Here is a 16,152-nt window from a genome sequence, read left to right on the forward strand (position 1 = left end):
GCGGCCGCTCACGCCCCGGCGGCGCGGACCTGTTCGGCGAGGCGCAGGGTGGGCTCGTCGAACAGGACCAGCCGCACCGGGTCGACCCCGGGCGGCGGGTCCCGCAGCACGGCGAGGGCCTGCCGGACGGCGTCGTCCTTGGGCCACCGGTACACCCCGGACGACAGCAACGGGAAGGCCACCGACCGCGCCCCCAGCTCGGCGGCGACGGCCAGGCTGTTGACGTAGCACTCGCGCAGCGTCGCCGAGCGGTCCTCGGTGGCGCTCCAGACGGGGCCGACCGTGTGGATGACCCAGGTCGCGGGCAGCCGCCCCGCGGTCGTGGCGACCGCCCGGCCCGGCCGCAGCCCCTTGCCCAGGTGCGCGGCCCGCAGCGCGCGGCAGGCGGCCAGGATCTCCGGGCCGCCCTTGCGGTGGATCGCGCCGTCGACCCCGCCGCCGCCGAGCAGCGACGAGTTCGCGGCGTTGACGATCGCGTCGACCCGCTGCTCGGTGATGTCCCCGGCGACCAGCTCCAGCATCCGCAGATGGTGCCACGCGACGCGCTTATCTGCTCCCGAAGGGGATCACCTTCGTGGCGCCGGTGCCGAGGCGCTGCACGACGAGGGTGGCGGTCTCCGGGGTCAGGTTGCGGGCGTCGGCGACGTTCCACGCCTCGCCGGCCGCGTACGTGGCGCCCTGCCAGGTGGGGTGGACCACGGGGATCAGGGCCCTCATCACCGACTCGAACGCCTGCCCGTCGCTGACCCGGTCGAACGTGGTGATCGTGACGACGGTGCCCGCCAGGGAGCAGGTGCCCTGGTCGTGGTACCGGTAGACCGACTCGTCGTGGTCGGTGGACTGGGCGTAGTTGTCGCAGCGCAGGTCGGCGGCGATCGCGGCGGCCGGCTCGCCCAGGTAGGCGGGCCTGCTGAGCGCGGCGGCGACCCGCGGCGCCTGCCAGCCGGCGACACCGGCGGCGACGGCCACGAGCGCGAAGCCCGCGGCGAGCCGCCCGCGGCCGGCCCCGGACCGCGCCGGCCGCGACGCCCCGGCGTACGGGCCGGCGCCCTCCGGCCCGGTTCCCGCCGGCGTAGCCTCCGCCAGTTCGGCCTCCGCCGGCCCGGTCCCTGTCGGCTCGGTCTCGGCCGGCCCGGCCTCCGCCGGCCGAGGCTCCGGTGCGGTGGCGGTCGGGACGGTCTCCAGGGACGCTGCCAACGCGGGCCTCCTGCGGGTACAAGCGCGAAAATTTCTGACATGTCGAATTTAGGGGCAATCGTGGTGCGGAGCTGTCCCCCGGGCAGCCAGAAAGGCCGGCGCTGGGGGCACCGGCCTTTCCGTGTCGGGCGGTCCTACATCGCGGACGCGGGGACGAACGTGTAACCGGCCCCCTGCACGCCCTCGACCGTCTGCCGCAGGTAGCTCAGCGGGACGTACGGGTGGAAGAAGAAGCTCGCCACGCCGTCGCGGACCGCGGTGTTGAGCTGCGCGGAGGCGACGATGTCCGCCGGCAGGTGCGCCGGGTGGTTGTTGAACGGCTCCAGCTCGACGTTGCCGATGTTCTCCGGCACCGTCAGCACCCCGTAGATGTCGCGCACCGTGTACGGGAAGAACTGGCCGAAGATCCGCGAGTTGTCCAGCGCGCCGCCGCGCAGGGCGCCGGAGGTGTACAGGCCACGGTCGTAGCGGGTCTTGAAGGTCGCCGCGACCGCCCGGTTGGCCGCGTCGGAGCCGGCGTAGTGCGGGAACTCGAAGATGGTCGGCGCGGTGAGCCCGGCCGCCTTGAACGCCGCGAACGCCCCGTCGATGCGGCCCTGCGCCCAGACCTGCGAGTCGGCCGGCACCGGGCCGTCGTAGATGACGTTATTCGTGACCGGGTCGACGTGCGCGGTGTAGAACTCGAAGTCGTCGGCACTGGCGCCGTTGTACGGGTTGAGCATGCTCTCGTACTGGTGCGTGTAGCCGTGCATGAGCAGCGTGCCGCCGTGCGACTGCATGTACTTGAGCTCGGCGACCACCTGGGGCCGGTCGGCGAGGGTGTAGTCCTCGGCCACGCCGCCGCTGCCGGCGCCCAGCGGGTCGCGGTAGCGGGAGTAGACGGCCACCGAGAACGGGATGTTCTTGCCGTACAGGTAGTTGGTGATCGCCCGCAGCTCGGCGGGGTCGGCGTCGGGGCCGACGTCCTCGATGCGGACCAGGGCCCGGTGCCGCTCCGCGGTCGACGGGGCGAGCGCGTCGAAGAGGAAGTCGCAGAACGCGACGTACCGGTCGTCGGCGCTGATGTAGGCGAACGGGATCTCGCCGATATAGGTGAAGTTGCCCGACCGCACGCCCCACGGCAGCGTCGTGCCGTCGGCGCGCACCGCGGTGGCCACCGGCGTCGCCTTGGTGGCGTCGCTGATCGTGGTGTTCATGATGCCGGCGCCGTTGCGCGGGTCCCGGGTGAACGACCTGGCCTTGTAGTCCACCTTGGAGACCGCCGACACGTCGAAGCCGGTCCAGGTGAAGCCGCGGTCGGCCACGAAGTTCGGGTCGCGGGCGGTCAGCTGCCAGATGTTGTCGTAGATCCACACGACCGGCTTGGTGGTCGCGGTCACGTCGTCGAGGAACGCCACGGGCAGCGGCTCGTCGTACGTGCTGCCGAGGTACACCACGGCCTGGAACTGCTCCAGCTCACCGGCGGCATAGCTGGTCACCGGCTGCGCGGTCCAGTCGCCGAAGTGGGAGCTGAGGTTGGCGGCGGCCATCGCGTAGAGCTCGCCGAGGAAGCCGTACGGGCCGGTGCTGTCGTACAGCACCAGGGTCCTGCCGGTGGCGCCCGGGATGCCGGCGCCGTTGACGCCGTTGGCGACCGGCGTGGCCGGCGTCGTGACCACCGTCGGGGCGGACGCCGCGGAGACGTTCCCGGCGGCGTCGGACGCCTGGACGGTGAAGCCGTAGGCGGTCAGCGGCGCCAGCCCGGTCAGGGTCACACTGTTGACGGTGCTGGTCACCACGGTCGGGCCGCCGAGCACCGTGTACTGGGTGACGCCGACGTCGTCGGTCGAGGCGGCCCAGGTGAGGGTCACGCCGGTCGACGTCACGGCGCTCGCGACCGGGACGCCCGGCGCGCTCGGCGCGGCCGTGTCCGGCGCCGGCGGCGGGGTCAGCGTGGTGAACGCGACCGGGGCCGACGCGGCGGAGGCGTTGTTCGCGGCGTCGAGGGCCTTGACCGTCACGCTGTGCGCCGTGCCGGGCTCGAGCCCGGCCAGGGTCGTGGACGTGCCGGTGACCGTGGCCTTCAGGGTGCCGTTGTCGAACACCTGGTACCCGGTGACGCCGACCGCGTCGGTGGAGGCGCCCCAGCTGACCGTGGCACCGGTGGTGGTGACGTCGGTGACGCCCGGCGCGCCCGGCACCGTCGGCGCGACCCGGTCCGTGACGCCCGTGGTGAACGACCAGACGTAGTTCGACGTGGCGAGCTTCACCGTCATCGTGTACTTCGTCTGCTCGGCGAGCGCGGCCCGCGGCGTGAAGGTGAACGTGTGCGTCGGCGCGTCGTACGCGTAGTAGGACGCGACGGCCGCCCCGCCGCTGGTCTTCACGAACGAGTACCGCAGCGCGGACGGGTCGACCGCGTCGGCGTAGGTGATCGTCGGGCGGACGCCGACGGCAACGCCGGTCGTCCCGTTCTTCGGCGTGACCCCGCTGACCGCCGGCCCCGCGGCGTGTGCCGCCGTGCCCAGGCCACCGGCGGCGATGGCGCCGACGATCGTCGACGCCACCAGCTTCACCACAGTGCGCACAGGTGCTCGCTTTCGCTTGGATTTTCGGGTGTACGGACGCAGCGGCCCCGGCGTGCTTGCCGGGGCCGCTCCTTCGGTCGTTCAGCTGAGGGTCAGGCAGCTCACGACGGCCGAGACGGTGCTGGTCTGGCCCGTGTGGGTGAAGTTGAAGACCCAGGTCTTGGAGCCCGCGGAGGCCGGGCCGCTGGACGACAGACCCACGGTGCCGCTGGCGCCCTGGTACCAGCTGCCGGCGATCGCGACACCCGTGGTGCAGGTGACGTTCAGCGTGCCGGTGCTGTTGGCCAGGGTGCCGCCGCCGGTCGCGGTGGTCACGGTCTGCGTGACGGCGGCCGCGCCGCCCTTGATGTTGGCCGTCTTCGTCCAGGCGGTCGCGCCGGTCTTCTTGTAGACGTCGGCGGTGGCGGTGTCGAGGTACATGTCGTTGACCGCGCCGAGGGCACCGGCGGGGGCGCCCGCGCCCGTCAGCCACACCGCGCCGGGCGTGCCAGCGGGACCCTGGGCGCCGGCCGCGCCGGCCTCGCCTTTCTCGCCCTGGGCACCCTGGGCACCCTGTGCGCCCTGGGCACCGGCCGCGCCGTCGACGCCGTCCTTGCCCTTCAGCGAGGCCAGCCACTGCTCCGGCGTGCCGGTGAACGCGTTCATGTCGACCGCGAGCTGGTACGCGTCCTTGCCGTCGACGCCGTTCACGCCCACGAGCGAGGCGAGCCACTCCTGCACCGTGCCGATGGTCGGGTCGTTGGCGAGGGCCAGGTCGTACGCGCTCAGGCCGGGCATGCCCTGGATGCCCTGGACACCCTGGATGCCCTGGGGGCCCTGTTCACCCTTCTCACCCTGGACGCCCTGCGCACCCTGGGCGCCGGTCTCGCCGGTGTCGCCCTTCGGGCCCGGGTCGCCGTCCTTGCCGTTGATGCCGGGGATGCCCTGGAGGCCCTGGAGGCCCTGCTCGCCCTGCTCGCCCTGGGCGCCGGTGTCGCCCTTCTCGCCCTTTTCGCCCTGGGCGCCGGTGTCGCCCTTCTCGCCCTGAGCGCCGGTCGCGCCGGTCTCGCCCTGGATGCCCTGAGCGCCCTGCGCCCCGGTCTCGCCCTTCTCGCCCTGGACGCCCTGGGCTCCGGTCTCGCCCTTGTCACCCTGAGCGCCCTGCGCACCGGTCTCGCCCTGGGCGCCGGCCGCGCCGGTCTCGCCCTTCTCACCCTGGACGCCCTGAGCGCCCTGCGCACCGGTCTCGCCCTTCTCACCCTGGACGCCCTGGACGCCCTGCGCACCGGTCTCGCCCTTCTCACCCTGGACGCCCTGGACGCCCTGCGCACCGGTCTCGCCCTTCTCACCCTGGACGCCCTGAGCGCCCTGCGCACCGGTCTCGCCCCTCTCACCCTGGACGCCCTGAGCGCCCTGCGCACCGGTCTCGCCCTTGGCGCCGGTCTCGCCCTTGGCGCCGGTGGCGCCCGTCGCGCCGGTCGCGCCCGTGGCACCGGTGGCGCCCGTCGCGCCCTTCGGGCCGGCGGGGCCGGGCTGGCCCGCGGGGCCCGTCGCGCCGGGGAGGCCCCGCGCGCCGGTCGCGCCCTGGGGACCCTGCGGGCCGGTGGCGCCGGTCGCGCCGGTCGCGCCGGTCGCGCCCTTCTGGTTCCACTGGACCATCTGCTCGCTGTTGCGGCAGCGCGTACCGGACTGGTAGTCGATGACCCGCAGCGCGCTGGTGTTCTTGTCGCGGCAGCCGGTGATGACCCCGGTGTTGCTGGCGGGAATGGCACCGAAAGCGGCGCTGCCGACACCGACGAGCACGGCCGCGGCGGTCGCGCCGATGGCGGCGATCTTCTGCTTCTTCGAGCGGAACACGCAGTTCTCCTAATGTGGGGCGGTACGTATGTCGGTGACGGCTTGCTTCGCTATTCGCTGATGACGACGACGCGTTCGGACGGTTTGAGCTGCTGCGGGTCCGGCGGTGGCTGCAGCTCGCTGCGGCTCGCGGGACGGGAGACGACTCCGGCGTCGGCGGCGGGCGTACGGTGCGCCGCGGCCAGGTAGATCACGGCGGCGAGGGCCACCGCGGCGACCGCGGCACCGACGCCGAACACTGCTTTCTTCAGCACGGAAGACCCCCGTTTCCGCCGTGGCACGGCATGCTTGAGAAACCCTCGAGATGTCGAGGGTGAAGAATGTGATGCGAGCAGAAGAATGCGCTGGTTCAGCGGTTCATGAATGCGCCTGAGGGCGCGTCGGTACGCACACCGGTTCTCCCGCGGTAGTCACCTGAGACGGGTCCGGTTTCGCCACTGGCTCCCCACCGGACCAATTGGCGACCAAGGACGCCCGGTGGATCATCGCTTTCCCCGCCAGCCGTGATCGGCTGGTCCACTCAAGGTAGCCGCCAGGGTGCGGCAAGGTTGTCAGCAACCGAGTGGCACCCGACCGGCCCGGTCGGATGACAGCCATACCCGCATCGTGCCGGGCCGGTTACTGCGGGTCGCGGGATTTGGGCGTACCGGCGAACCGTGCAATGCGGCAGGGATCCAGCCGCGTGCCGGCCGGAGGTGTCAGACGGCGTCCGGGCCCAGTGGCGGCGCGGCCTCCTGGAGCAGGGCGAGCCGGGTCGAGCCGAGGAGCACCGCGGCGACCGCGAGCCGCCACACGATGATGCCGAACTCCGTCACCGTGGTGTGGCCGGTGCCGAAGCGGCCGTTGACCCCCTCCAGGCCCGGGAAGCTGACGATCAGCATGACCGCGGCCGCGGCGGCGGTCGCCGGGGGCAGCCACCGGCGGCGGGTCCGCTCGAACGCCACCCACGCGCCGATCGCGACCAGCACCGTGCCGGCGATCAGGATCATCGCCACGGTCAGCGACACGGGCCGGTGCCCGTCCAGGCGGCTCGCGCCGTAGATGCCCCAGCCGGTCCACTCGACGCCGCCGCGCAGCAGCAGCACCTCGCCGCTCTCCGCGACGCCGGTGTTGTCCTCGCTGGCCCACGGCATGCTCATCGCGAGCACCGCGCCCAGGGCGCCGACGAGCGCGACGACGCGGGCCCCCATGCCGGCCAAGGAGAACTCGGCGCGCTGTGGTGCGGTCATGGTCGTAGACCGTAGTGGATGCACCGGGTCCGCCGTCCAGCCCGGGCTTCTTCTCACCACCCGGGGGACGTCAGCGCTTCCGCCGGCCGAGCTGACGGTAGCCCGGGTGCACACCCGGAGTGAGGCCCTGCTGGTCGGCGATGCGCTGCAGCAGCCCCGCGAGCTGCGCGCGCTCCTGCGGGTCGAGCGCGGCGCAGACGTCGTCGTCGTGGGCCCGGGCGAGCTGCCGCATCTCCATGAGCACCTGCCGGCCCTCGTCGGTGAGGTGCAGGGCGTGGTGGCGCCGGTCGCTCACCCCCGGCCGCCGCTCGACGAGGCCCTTGTGGTCGAGCAGGTCGAGGATCGCCACCACCCGGCTCGGCACCACACCCATGTCGGCGGCGACCGACTGCTGGCTGCGCCCCGGCGCCCCGGCGATCATCCGCAGCAACCCCACCTCCGGCGGCGTCAGGCCGAGCGCTTCGACACGCTCGGCGAACCGGCCGGCGGCGTGCGCACCGACCTGCGCGATGAGGAACGCCGCGCCCTGCGGAGGTTGCCCGGGACTACCCACAGCGCTAGTCTACTGAACAATTCACCACAGTGAACCATTCACTCCATGAAGGGATGCTCCGATGGCCACGCAGGTCACCGCCACCCGCACCGCCCAGGGCGGCCCACCCCTCGGCGTCCTCGGCGTCGTCGTCACCGCCCTGTTCGTCGCCGGTCTCGTCCTGGGCACGGCCCTGGCCGGCGGCTCCCCGTTCCCGTCGCCGTTCGGCGAGGCGGCGCCGATCGTCGCGTACTTCCAGGACCACGCCTTCGCCGTCCGCGTCGGCGGCGCCTTCCAGTTCGCCGCCGCGATCCCGCTCGCCATCTACGCCGCGACCGCCTCGTCCCGCCTGCACCATCTCGGCATCCGCGCCCCCGGCGCCACCATCGCCCTCGCCGGCGGCCTGCTCGCCGCCACGTTCCTGGCCGCCTCGGGCCTGACCTGCTGGACCCTTTCCCAGCCCGCCGTGACCGGCGCCCCCGACCTGATCCGCCCGCTGCAGCTGCTCGCGTTCGCCGCCGGCGGCCCCGGCCACGTGGTGCCGCTGGGCCTGCTGCTCGCCGGGATCGCCGTGCCGGGCCTGCTCGCCGGCCTGCTGCCGCGGTGGCTCGCGTGGACCGGGCTGGCCGGCGCGGCGGTCGCCGAGCTGGCCACGCTGAGCCTGCTGGTGGAGGGCGCCGCGTACCTGCTGCCGGTGGCGAGGTTCGCAGGGCTGGCGTGGCTGGTAGCGGTGGGGTTCAAGCTGCCGCTGCACCGGACACGCGCCAACGCCTGACGCCTTTCCTCGTGTCGCGGTGAGCGTGGCGCGGGCGCGACGGCCGCTGCATGCCGGTGGCGCGGCCGGTGATGGCGCCGTCGCCGGACTGCGGGGATGGCTGCGGGCGGCGGTTTCTGTCGTACCCCGGGGTTACGGTGACGGCCATGGCGATCCCAGAGCGCGTGCCGATCACGCACGAGCCCGACTACCGCACCAGCCACATCGGTCACTACTCCGGCGGGCAGTTCTTCGGGTCGGTCACCGCCACCCTCGACGACGGCGCGCCGGCCACCGACTCCGCGGACTGGCCGCGGCACAAGCGCTGGTATGCGGTGCTGCACCGTTTCGCCGGCGACGGCACGCACACCGGTTCGGACATCTGGTTCGCCGGCACCAGCGAGCAGGAGCAGGCCTCCGTCGAGCTGGCCGAGCGGCGCCTCGACACGTGGATCGCGGCGCTGCCCGAGCGCAGGTTCGGCGACATCGCCGTCAAGCTCTTCCAGGTCACGGTGGACGGGCACGTGTTCGGCCTCGTCGACCAGTCCGACGACTACGACGCCGACCACGCCGAGTTCCTCCCGGACGAGCTCGGCTTCGACCCGCCCTGGGACGGCGAATACGACACCTGACGCAACGACCGCCGCGCGCACAACGCCTCGCCCGGAACGCTTCCAGCATTTGGTCCGCGCCGAGGGATCCGTCGCATGGCGTCGGTGATCGGGCCGCGTGGCGTCAACTTGCCCTGGGGCGTCAGCGGGCCGGACGGGCGCTGGCGGTTGGGCGGGCCGTTGGTCCGCTGGCGCGGGAGCCGGATCCGCCCGTGGTGCGCAGGTTCGCGTCGGTGACGGCGGTGGCGGTGGCCGTGGTGCCGGAGAGGAGGCCGATGACGGTGACCTGGTCGCCGGTCTTCACGTCGGCGATGGCGGCGTCGCCGGCGTTGACCTTCGTCGTCGCGTTTACGGCGAACGTGGTCTCGTACCCGTCCTCGCTCTTGACCGTGATGGACGTGACGCTGACGGCGGCGACGGTGCCGGACTGGAGGCGTTGGGTGACGTACGTGCCGGTGCTGTCCCTGCCCACGAAGTCGCCGTGCAGAGCGCGGGACAGCTCCGCTCCCCCGCGAGCGCCAGGCACGCCCCCGCCGCCGCCTTGACCGCCGCGGGGCATGCCACCTTGACCACCGCTAGGCATGCCGCCGGGACCACCAGCGCCGCCACCGCCACCCTGACCGCCCGCACCACCCTGACCGTCGCCACCCTCGGCAGCACCGCCACCCTGAGCAGCACCGCCATCCTGAGCAGCACCGCCATCCTGAGCAGCGCCGCCGCCCTGGGCAGCGCCGCCGCCCTGGGCAGAGCCGCCGTAGCCGCCGGGCCGGCCCGCGCCGTTCTGGCCCTGCTGGTTGGCCACGAAAGGGCCGGCGTTGGCCACCGCGGCCCCGCCCCCGATGACGACCACCGCTGACACCACGGCGACCGCGCCGAGCTTCCACCGCGACGGGCGGCCGGCCGGGACGAACGGCACCGCGGCAGCGGCCCACGGAGGCGCCGGCGAAGGCGAGGGCGCCGCAGCGGGAACACCCGCAGACGGCGGCGGGACAGGCGTCGGGTTCGGGCCGGCGCCGGGCGAGGTAGGTGAGGTCATCGCCCGAGCGTCACCGGCGCGGCTGTGCGCACCCTCCCGGAAGCATGCAGATCGCCTGTGAACAGCGGCGGCTAGTGGGACTCGCGGCTGACCCGGGGGCCCGACGAGCCGAGCAGGAAGTCGCAGTCGGCCCCGGTGTCGGCGCCGAGGACGGTGTCGACGTAGAGGCGTTCCCAGCCGCGGCGGGGGCGGGCCAGCCCGTCCAGCAGCGCCTGCGCAGGCGGGCGGGCGTCGAGCTCGGCCTGGGGTACGTCGACGTCGAGCGTGCGGGCCGGCACGTCCAGCACCACGGGGTCGCCGGTGCGGATGCGGTCGAGCGGGCCGCCGGCGGCGGCCTCGGGGGCGACGTGCAGCACGACGGTGCCGTACGCGGTGCCGCTCATCCGGCCGTCGCAGATGCGCAGCATGTCGCGCACGCCGCGGCGCAGCAGCTTCTCCGGCAGGGGCATGTTGGACACCTCGGGCATGCCGGGATAGCCCTTCGGGCCGCAGCCGCGCAGCACGAGGACGGTGTTCTCGTCGACGTCGAGCGCGGGGTCGTCGATGCGGGCGTGGAAGTCCTCGATCGAGTCGAAGACGAGGGCCGGGCCGCGGTGCCGCAGCAGCGAAGGGGTCGCGGCGGCGGGTTTGATGATCGCGCCGGCGGGGGCCAGGTTGCCGCGCAGCACGGCGATGCCGGCGTCCGGCTGTACCGGCGACGCGAACGGACGGATGACGGACTCGTCCCAGATGGTGCCTGACGCGGCGGTCGCCATGAGCGGCGCGCCGGTGACGGTGATCGCGGACGGGTCGAGCAGGTGCGACACCTCCCGCAGGACCGCCGCGAGGCCGCCCGCGCGGTGCAGGTCCTCCATCAGGAAGCGGCCGGCGGGCTGCAGGTCGACCAGCAGCGGCACGGCGGCGCCGACGCGGTCGAAGTCGTCGAGGGTGAGCGGCACGCCGAGCCGGCCGGCGACGGCGAGCAGGTGCACGACGGCGTTGGTGGAGCCGCCGGTGGCGGCGAGGGTGACGATCGCGTTGTGCAGCGACGCGGCGGTGATGACGTCGCTGGGCCGGCGGCCGGCGTGCACGATGTCCACGGCGAGCAGGCCGCTGGCGTGGGCGCGGGCCAGCAGGCGGCTGTCGGCGGCGGGGATGCCCGCGGTGCCGGGCAGCGTCATGCCGAGGGCCTCGGCAAGCAGCGCCATCGTCGAGGCGGTGCCCATCGTGTTGCAGTGGCCCCGGCTGCGGATCATCGAGGACTCCGAGTCGAGGAACGCCTGCTCGCTGAGCGTGCCGGCGCGGACCTCCTCCGACAGCCGCCACACGTCGGTGCCGCAGCCGAGGGGTACGCCGCGGAACGTGCCGGTGAGCATGGGGCCGCCGGGCACGACCACGGCCGGCAGGTCGACGGACGCGGCGGCCATGAGCAGCGCCGGGATGGTCTTGTCGCAGCCGCCGAGGAGCACGACGCCGTCGATCGGGTTGGCGCGCAGCATCTCCTCGATCGCCATCGCGGCCATGTTGCGCCACAGCATCGCGGTCGGGCGGACCTGCGTCTCGCCGAGCGACACGACGGGCAGGTTGTGCGGCACCCCGCCGGCCTCCCAGACGCCGCGGCTGACGTGCTCGGCGACCTCGTCCAGGTGGCGGTTGCACGGGGTCAGGTCGGAGGCGGTGTTGGCGATGGCGATCTGGGGGCGGCTGCCGTCGAGGGCGTCGTCGGGCAGGCCGCGCCGCATCCACGCACGGTGGATGTAGGCGTTGCGGTCGTCGCCGGCGTACCACTCGGCACTGCGCAGTCGTGACATCGGACCTGCTTCCCGGAAGATGGAGCCCGTGCGCGCATTCGTCATCATCGGCCCCGGCCGGGCTGAGGTCCAGGACGTCGAGGAACCTGTCGCCGGGCCGGGCCAGGTCGTCGTCGACGTGGAGCGGGCCGGTGTGTGCGGCACGGACGTCGAGTTCTTCACCGGCGAGATGTCCTACCTGCATGACGGCCAGGCGCGATACCCGATCCGGATCGGGCACGAGTGGTCAGGCGTGGTCCGCGCGGCGGGGCCGGGCGTCGACCCGGGGTGGGTCGGCCGGCGGGTCACCGGCGACACCATGCTCGGTTGTGGTGTCTGCGGCAGATGTACGTCCAACCGCCAGCACCTCTGCGCGACCCGCCACGAGATCGGCATCCGCAACGGCTGGCCGGGCGCCCTCGCCGAGCGGCTCCCGGTGCCGGTGACGGCGTTGCACCCGCTGCCGCCGCCGGTCGACCCGACGGCGGGCGCGCTCGTCGAGCCGGGCGGCAACGCGCTGCGCGCCGTCCGTGGCGCCGGACTGCGCCCCGGTGAGCGGCTGCTCGTCCTCGGCCCGGGCACGATCGGGCTGCTCGTGGCGCAGATCGCGGCCGCGCAGGGGGTCGAGGTGCACCTGCTCGGCGTCACCGCGGCGTCGGTCGAGTTCGCCCGCGGGCTCGGGCACGGCCAGGTCTGGACCGCCGGCACGCTGCCGCCGCTGCGGTGGGACGCGGTCGTCGACGCCTCCAACGCCGCGACCTCGCCGGCCCTGGCGCTGGACCTCGTCGAGCCGGGCCGGCGGGTGGTGTTCATCGGCCTGTCCGGCACGCCGAGCCTGCTCGACTCGCGAAGCCTGGCACTCAAGGACGTGACCGCGGTCGGTGTGCTCAGTGCGTCCGGAGGTCTCGCCGGTACCGTCGAGCTCTACGCCTCCGGTGCCGTCGACCCGCGCCCGCTGGTCGCGGCGACGATCGGGCTGTCCGAGGCGGCGGCCGCGCTGTCAGGGTCCCGGCCGGCCGCGTGGGGCGCCGCGCCGAAGGTGCACATCGACCCGTCGCTGCCGTGACCGCACCCCGCCACGGGCCGCGGTCGCCGGGCGGGGCGCGATACCCTTTCGCTCGTGCGGCACATTCGACGGATCGGCGCTCAGGCGGTCGCCGGCGCGCTCGCCGCCGGCGTGCTCGCCGCGGTGCCGGGCGTGGCGACGCCCGCGGCCGCGGCGCCGTCGGCGTGCGGGCCGAGCTTCACCGACAAGCTGACCGACACGCCGTGGCCGCTGACCCGGCTGCATCCCGAGCTCGCGTGGCCGATGACGAAGGGTGACGGGGTCATCGTCGCCGTCATCGACTCCGGCGTCGCCACCACCCACCCGTCGCTGAAGGACCAGGTCCTGCCGGGCAAGGACTTCGTGCAGGCCAACGGCGTCGGCGACTGCGACCAGGTCGCGCACGGCACGTTCGTCGCCGGGATCATCGCCGGCCTGCGCCTGCCGGGCGCCGGGTTCTACGGGGTCGCCCCCGGCGCGAAGATCCTGCCGATCCGGGTGATGGAGGACGACCAGAAGTCCTTCGACCAGAACCTGCCGAACACGATCGCGACCGCCATCGACTACGCCGTCGACCACGGCGCCGGCGTCATCAACCTGTCGCTGGTGACGCAGCCGACGCCGAAGCTCGCCGCGTCGGTGAGCCGGGCCCTGAGCCAGAACGTGGTCGTGGTCGCCGCAGCCGGCAACGACGGCGCCAGCCAGAACCCCAACCAGCCCGCGTACCCGGCCGCGTATGACGGTGTGCTCGCCGTCGCCGGCGTCGACGAGCAGGACAAGCACGTCTCCACGTCGACGTCCGGCGACTACGTCGACGTCGCCGCGCCCGGTGTGCGGATCCAGGGCCCCGCACCGCAGGGCGGTGGGTTCGGCCTGCGTTCCGGCGGCGGGACGAGCTTCGCCGCGCCGTACGTGGCCGGCACCGCCGCCCTGCTGCGCGCCTACTATCCGGACCTGACGCCGCAGCAGATCGCGGACCGGATCACGTCGACCGCCGACCACCCGCCGAGCGGGCGCAACCCGCAGGTCGGGTTCGGCACGGTCAACCCGTACCGGGCGGTCGCGGCCCTCACCGGCACCGAGGCGGCGGCCGTGCCCGTGCCCGCCACCGCCGGTCTCGGCCTCGACACCGGCGGCGCACAGGAGGAGTCGCGGCTGCCGGCGATCTGGACCGCGTTCGGTGCGGTGGTCGTCGCCGCGCTCATCTGGGCGGGGCTGCTCGTGCGGCGGGTGCGCCGCGGCCAGCGCGGCGAGCCGGTGGTCCCGGCGCCGCGTTCGGAGTCCAGGCAGCCGTCGCGGGACCGGTTCGAGCCGACGGTCGGCCCGATGAACGTCCGCGCCCCCACCGTGCACCGCACCTCGGCGTCCCGCGGCCTGGCGAACGCGTCCCGCTCGCTGAGCATGCCGACCTCCAGCGCCGGCGGCAGCGGCTCCCGCTGACACCGGCCCGGATCGGGCGTACGACACCGGCGGGACGGCGCACGAGGCCGGCCGGACGCAGTGCCAGGCCGACCGGAACACAGTGCTAGGCCGGCCGGAACACAGCGCGACACCGGCGGGGCGCAGTGCCAGGCCGGCCGGGACACAGTGCGACACCGGCGGGGCGCAGTGCGACACCGGACCGGATCGGGCGTGTGATGCCGGCCGGGACGACGGGTCCCACCCTGGACCGGGGTGGTGTCAGCGCCCGTCCTGCGGCGGCAACCACTGCGGCCGGGGAGGCTGCCCGGCGGGAGGCTGCGCGCCCGTCGCCGGGAACGCGGACGTGTTCGCCGGCGGGTGTCCGGGCGGCGGCTGGCCCGTCGCGGGGAACTGCGCGGTGCCGCCGGGCCGGAACCCGGTCGGGCTCGTCGGTGGGTTGCCGCCAGGGTGCTGACCGGCCGGTGGCTGGCCCGCGACCGGCCCGGTCGGATAGCCGGCGGGCGGCTGCTGACCGGTGATGGGGCCCGTCGGATACCCCGCGGGCGGCTGCTGACCGGTGATGGGCCCGGTCGGATAGCCGGGCGGTGGCCCGGACGCCGGATAGCCCGGCGGTGGCGGCCCTGACGGCGGATAGCCCGGCGGTGGGAAGCCTGGAGGGCCCGCCCCGGGTGGTGCGCCGTAGCCGGCCCGGGCCGCGGCGCGGCGGCGGCTCAGCGCCCGCATCGGCAGCACGATGGCGAGGACCACGACGACGAGGCCGACGAGGATGACCGCGGCGGCGATCGCGGTGCGGGTGGCGGGTGTGCCGAACCCGTCGTCGCTGGGACCCGAGCCGGCGGTGCTGCCCGGGTCGGCGCCGGCGCTGCCCGCGGCGGCCGGGCCGAGCGGGTCGGCGGTCACGGCCGGCACGTCCGCGCTGACGGCGGCGAGCGGGTCGACGAGCCCCCAGCCGAACTGGTCGTCGCGGCCGGCGGGGCCCTTGTCGGCGGCGGTCTTGAACAGGCGGTTGACGACGTTGGCCGCGTCGAGCTGCGGGTACTTGGACCAGATCAGCGCGAGCACGCCGGACACGATCGCGGTGGACTCGCTGGTCCCGGAGCTGGTGCCGAAGCCGGACGCGGCCAGGGACTTGGGCTTGGCGCTGATGACGTCCTGCGCGGGCGCGCCGATGTCCATGCCGTCGTCCTGCAGGGCGCCGCTCCACAGGTTACCGGTGCGGTCGGTGCCGTTGACGGTGACGACGCCCGGGTAGCTGCCCGGGGTCGGGATCCGCGTGTCGCCCTGGGTGGTGTTGCCGGCGGCCGCGACGAGGATGACCCCTTTCGACCGCGCCCAGGCGATCGCGTCGATCTCCTCCTGGATGGGCGCGCCCTTGCGGCCGAGCGACATGTTGATGATCTTCGCGCCGTGGTCGACGGCGTAGCGGATCGGGCCAGCGAGCGTGCCGCTGTACTGGACGGGCAGCGCGATCGGCAGGATCTTCGCCTTCGGCGCGATGCCGAGCATCTGCATGTTGCTGGTGCCGCCGCGGGCCGCGATGATCGACGCGATGCCGGTGCCGTGCCCGCTCGGGTCGTCCCAGCCCTTGGCGCTGGTGCTGCCGAGCATGCCGGTGCCGGCGAGCACGGCGCCGTTGAGGTCGGGGTGGGTGGCGTCGACCCCGGAGTCGATGACCGCGACGACGACACCGTCGCCCTGCGCGACCTTCTGTGCCTGCGCCACCTTGAGCGAGTTGATCCACCACTGCCGCTCACGCACCGAGTCGGCGTGTGCGGCCCGCGGCGCGACGAGACCGGACGCGACACCACCGGCCACGCCGAGCACGATCCCGGCCACCACGACCGCGGTCATCCGCCGCACGAACCGCCCCACGGCCCCACGTCCCCCAGCCGTCCCCGCCGAACGCCGTTCAGCAGCCGGACCGGGCCTCGCGGCAGCCGGACCGCACGATGCAACAGCCGGACCGGGCGAAGCGGCAGCCGGACCGGGCCTCGCGGCAGCCGGACCGCACGATGCAACAGCCGGACCGGGCGAAGCAGCAGCCCCGCCGCGCCACGCAACGGCCGGGCCGGCGGCCCTCGGATCGACCGGCGCTGCCACCACGAGCCGCGACGGCTGCGCCGGCGCGCCCGGCCGGGAAGACCGGTCGGGCGC

15 protein-coding genes are annotated in these 16,152 nt (G+C 74.2%); 5 read left to right on the forward strand and 10 right to left on the reverse strand.

What is annotated here, in order from left to right:
• Positions 1 to 8: 8 nt before the first annotated feature.
• The 7 genes from OP18_RS31030 to OP18_RS31060 form a co-directional block, all read right to left on the reverse strand.
• On the reverse strand, positions 9 to 521 hold the full coding sequence (locus OP18_RS31030) for an O-acetyl-ADP-ribose deacetylase (RefSeq protein WP_033362662.1): 513 nt from the start codon (positions 519 to 521) through the stop codon (positions 9 to 11).
• Positions 522 to 546: 25 nt separating this feature from the next.
• On the reverse strand, positions 547 to 1,197 hold the full coding sequence (locus tag OP18_RS31035; protein WP_033362663.1) for a DUF5320 domain-containing protein: 651 nt from the start codon (positions 1,195 to 1,197) through the stop codon (positions 547 to 549).
• A 134-nt stretch (positions 1,198 to 1,331) separates the two neighbouring features.
• Positions 1,332 to 3,764 carry a DUF2334 domain-containing protein gene (locus tag OP18_RS31040; protein WP_211273727.1) on the reverse strand — a complete coding sequence of 811 codons (2,433 nt, stop codon included), beginning with the start codon at positions 3,762 to 3,764 and terminating at the stop codon, positions 1,332 to 1,334.
• An 81-nt stretch (positions 3,765 to 3,845) separates the two neighbouring features.
• On the reverse strand, positions 3,846 to 5,600 hold the full coding sequence (locus OP18_RS31045) for a collagen-like protein (protein WP_052387601.1): 1,755 nt from the start codon (positions 5,598 to 5,600) through the stop codon (positions 3,846 to 3,848).
• Between the two features lie 50 nt (positions 5,601 to 5,650).
• Positions 5,651 to 5,854, reverse strand: a complete 204-nt coding sequence (locus OP18_RS31050) for a hypothetical protein (RefSeq protein ID WP_156089917.1) — start codon at positions 5,852 to 5,854, stop codon at positions 5,651 to 5,653.
• Positions 5,855 to 6,298: 444 nt separating this feature from the next.
• Positions 6,299 to 6,829: a hypothetical protein gene (locus OP18_RS31055; RefSeq protein WP_156089918.1), complete on the reverse strand. Its 531-nt coding sequence runs from the start codon at positions 6,827 to 6,829 to the stop codon at positions 6,299 to 6,301.
• Between the two features lie 70 nt (positions 6,830 to 6,899).
• The gene (locus tag OP18_RS31060) at positions 6,900 to 7,382 is read right to left on the reverse strand and encodes a MarR family winged helix-turn-helix transcriptional regulator (RefSeq protein WP_033362666.1); all 483 of its coding nucleotides are present in this window, start codon (positions 7,380 to 7,382) and stop codon (positions 6,900 to 6,902) included.
• A gap of 61 nt (positions 7,383 to 7,443) precedes the next feature.
• On the opposite strand from OP18_RS31060, the gene OP18_RS31065 reads away from it, so the two are divergent.
• The gene (locus OP18_RS31065; RefSeq protein WP_033362667.1) at positions 7,444 to 8,136 is read left to right on the forward strand and encodes a hypothetical protein; all 693 of its coding nucleotides are present in this window, start codon (positions 7,444 to 7,446) and stop codon (positions 8,134 to 8,136) included.
• Between the two features lie 146 nt (positions 8,137 to 8,282).
• Positions 8,283 to 8,747 (forward strand): hypothetical protein, encoded by a 465-nt coding sequence (locus OP18_RS31070; protein WP_033362668.1) that lies wholly within the window; start codon positions 8,283 to 8,285, stop codon positions 8,745 to 8,747.
• 121 nt (positions 8,748 to 8,868) lie between these two features.
• Here the strand turns inward: OP18_RS31070 and OP18_RS53320 are convergent, their stop codons facing one another.
• Positions 8,869 to 9,198 carry a hypothetical protein gene (locus OP18_RS53320; RefSeq protein WP_052387602.1) on the reverse strand — a complete coding sequence of 110 codons (330 nt, stop codon included), beginning with the start codon at positions 9,196 to 9,198 and terminating at the stop codon, positions 8,869 to 8,871.
• Between the two features lie 93 nt (positions 9,199 to 9,291).
• Here OP18_RS53320 and OP18_RS53325 point away from each other — a divergent pair, with 93 nt between their 5' ends.
• The gene (locus OP18_RS53325) at positions 9,292 to 9,582 is read left to right on the forward strand and encodes a hypothetical protein (RefSeq protein WP_156089919.1); all 291 of its coding nucleotides are present in this window, start codon (positions 9,292 to 9,294) and stop codon (positions 9,580 to 9,582) included.
• A 251-nt stretch (positions 9,583 to 9,833) separates the two neighbouring features.
• On the opposite strand, the gene OP18_RS31080 is transcribed toward OP18_RS53325, so the two are convergent.
• Positions 9,834 to 11,552 carry an IlvD/Edd family dehydratase gene (locus OP18_RS31080; protein ID WP_033362669.1) on the reverse strand — a complete coding sequence of 573 codons (1,719 nt, stop codon included), beginning with the start codon at positions 11,550 to 11,552 and terminating at the stop codon, positions 9,834 to 9,836.
• Positions 11,553 to 11,580: 28 nt separating this feature from the next.
• On the opposite strand from OP18_RS31080, the gene OP18_RS31085 reads away from it, so the two are divergent.
• Positions 11,581 to 12,597 carry a zinc-dependent alcohol dehydrogenase gene (locus OP18_RS31085; protein WP_081971270.1) on the forward strand — a complete coding sequence of 339 codons (1,017 nt, stop codon included), beginning with the start codon at positions 11,581 to 11,583 and terminating at the stop codon, positions 12,595 to 12,597.
• Positions 12,598 to 12,651: 54 nt separating this feature from the next.
• Positions 12,652 to 14,016, forward strand: a complete 1,365-nt coding sequence (mycP, locus tag OP18_RS31090; protein WP_063745644.1) for a type VII secretion-associated serine protease mycosin — start codon at positions 12,652 to 12,654, stop codon at positions 14,014 to 14,016.
• A 240-nt stretch (positions 14,017 to 14,256) separates the two neighbouring features.
• Here mycP and OP18_RS61995 read toward each other — a convergent pair whose 3' ends face one another.
• Positions 14,257 to 15,870 carry a S8 family serine peptidase gene (locus OP18_RS61995; RefSeq protein WP_052387604.1) on the reverse strand — a complete coding sequence of 538 codons (1,614 nt, stop codon included), beginning with the start codon at positions 15,868 to 15,870 and terminating at the stop codon, positions 14,257 to 14,259.
• Between the last annotated feature and the right edge of the window lie 282 nt (positions 15,871 to 16,152).

It is taken from the genome of Dactylosporangium aurantiacum (assembly GCF_000716715.1).
GTDB lineage: Bacteria > Actinomycetota > Actinomycetes > Mycobacteriales > Micromonosporaceae > Dactylosporangium > Dactylosporangium aurantiacum.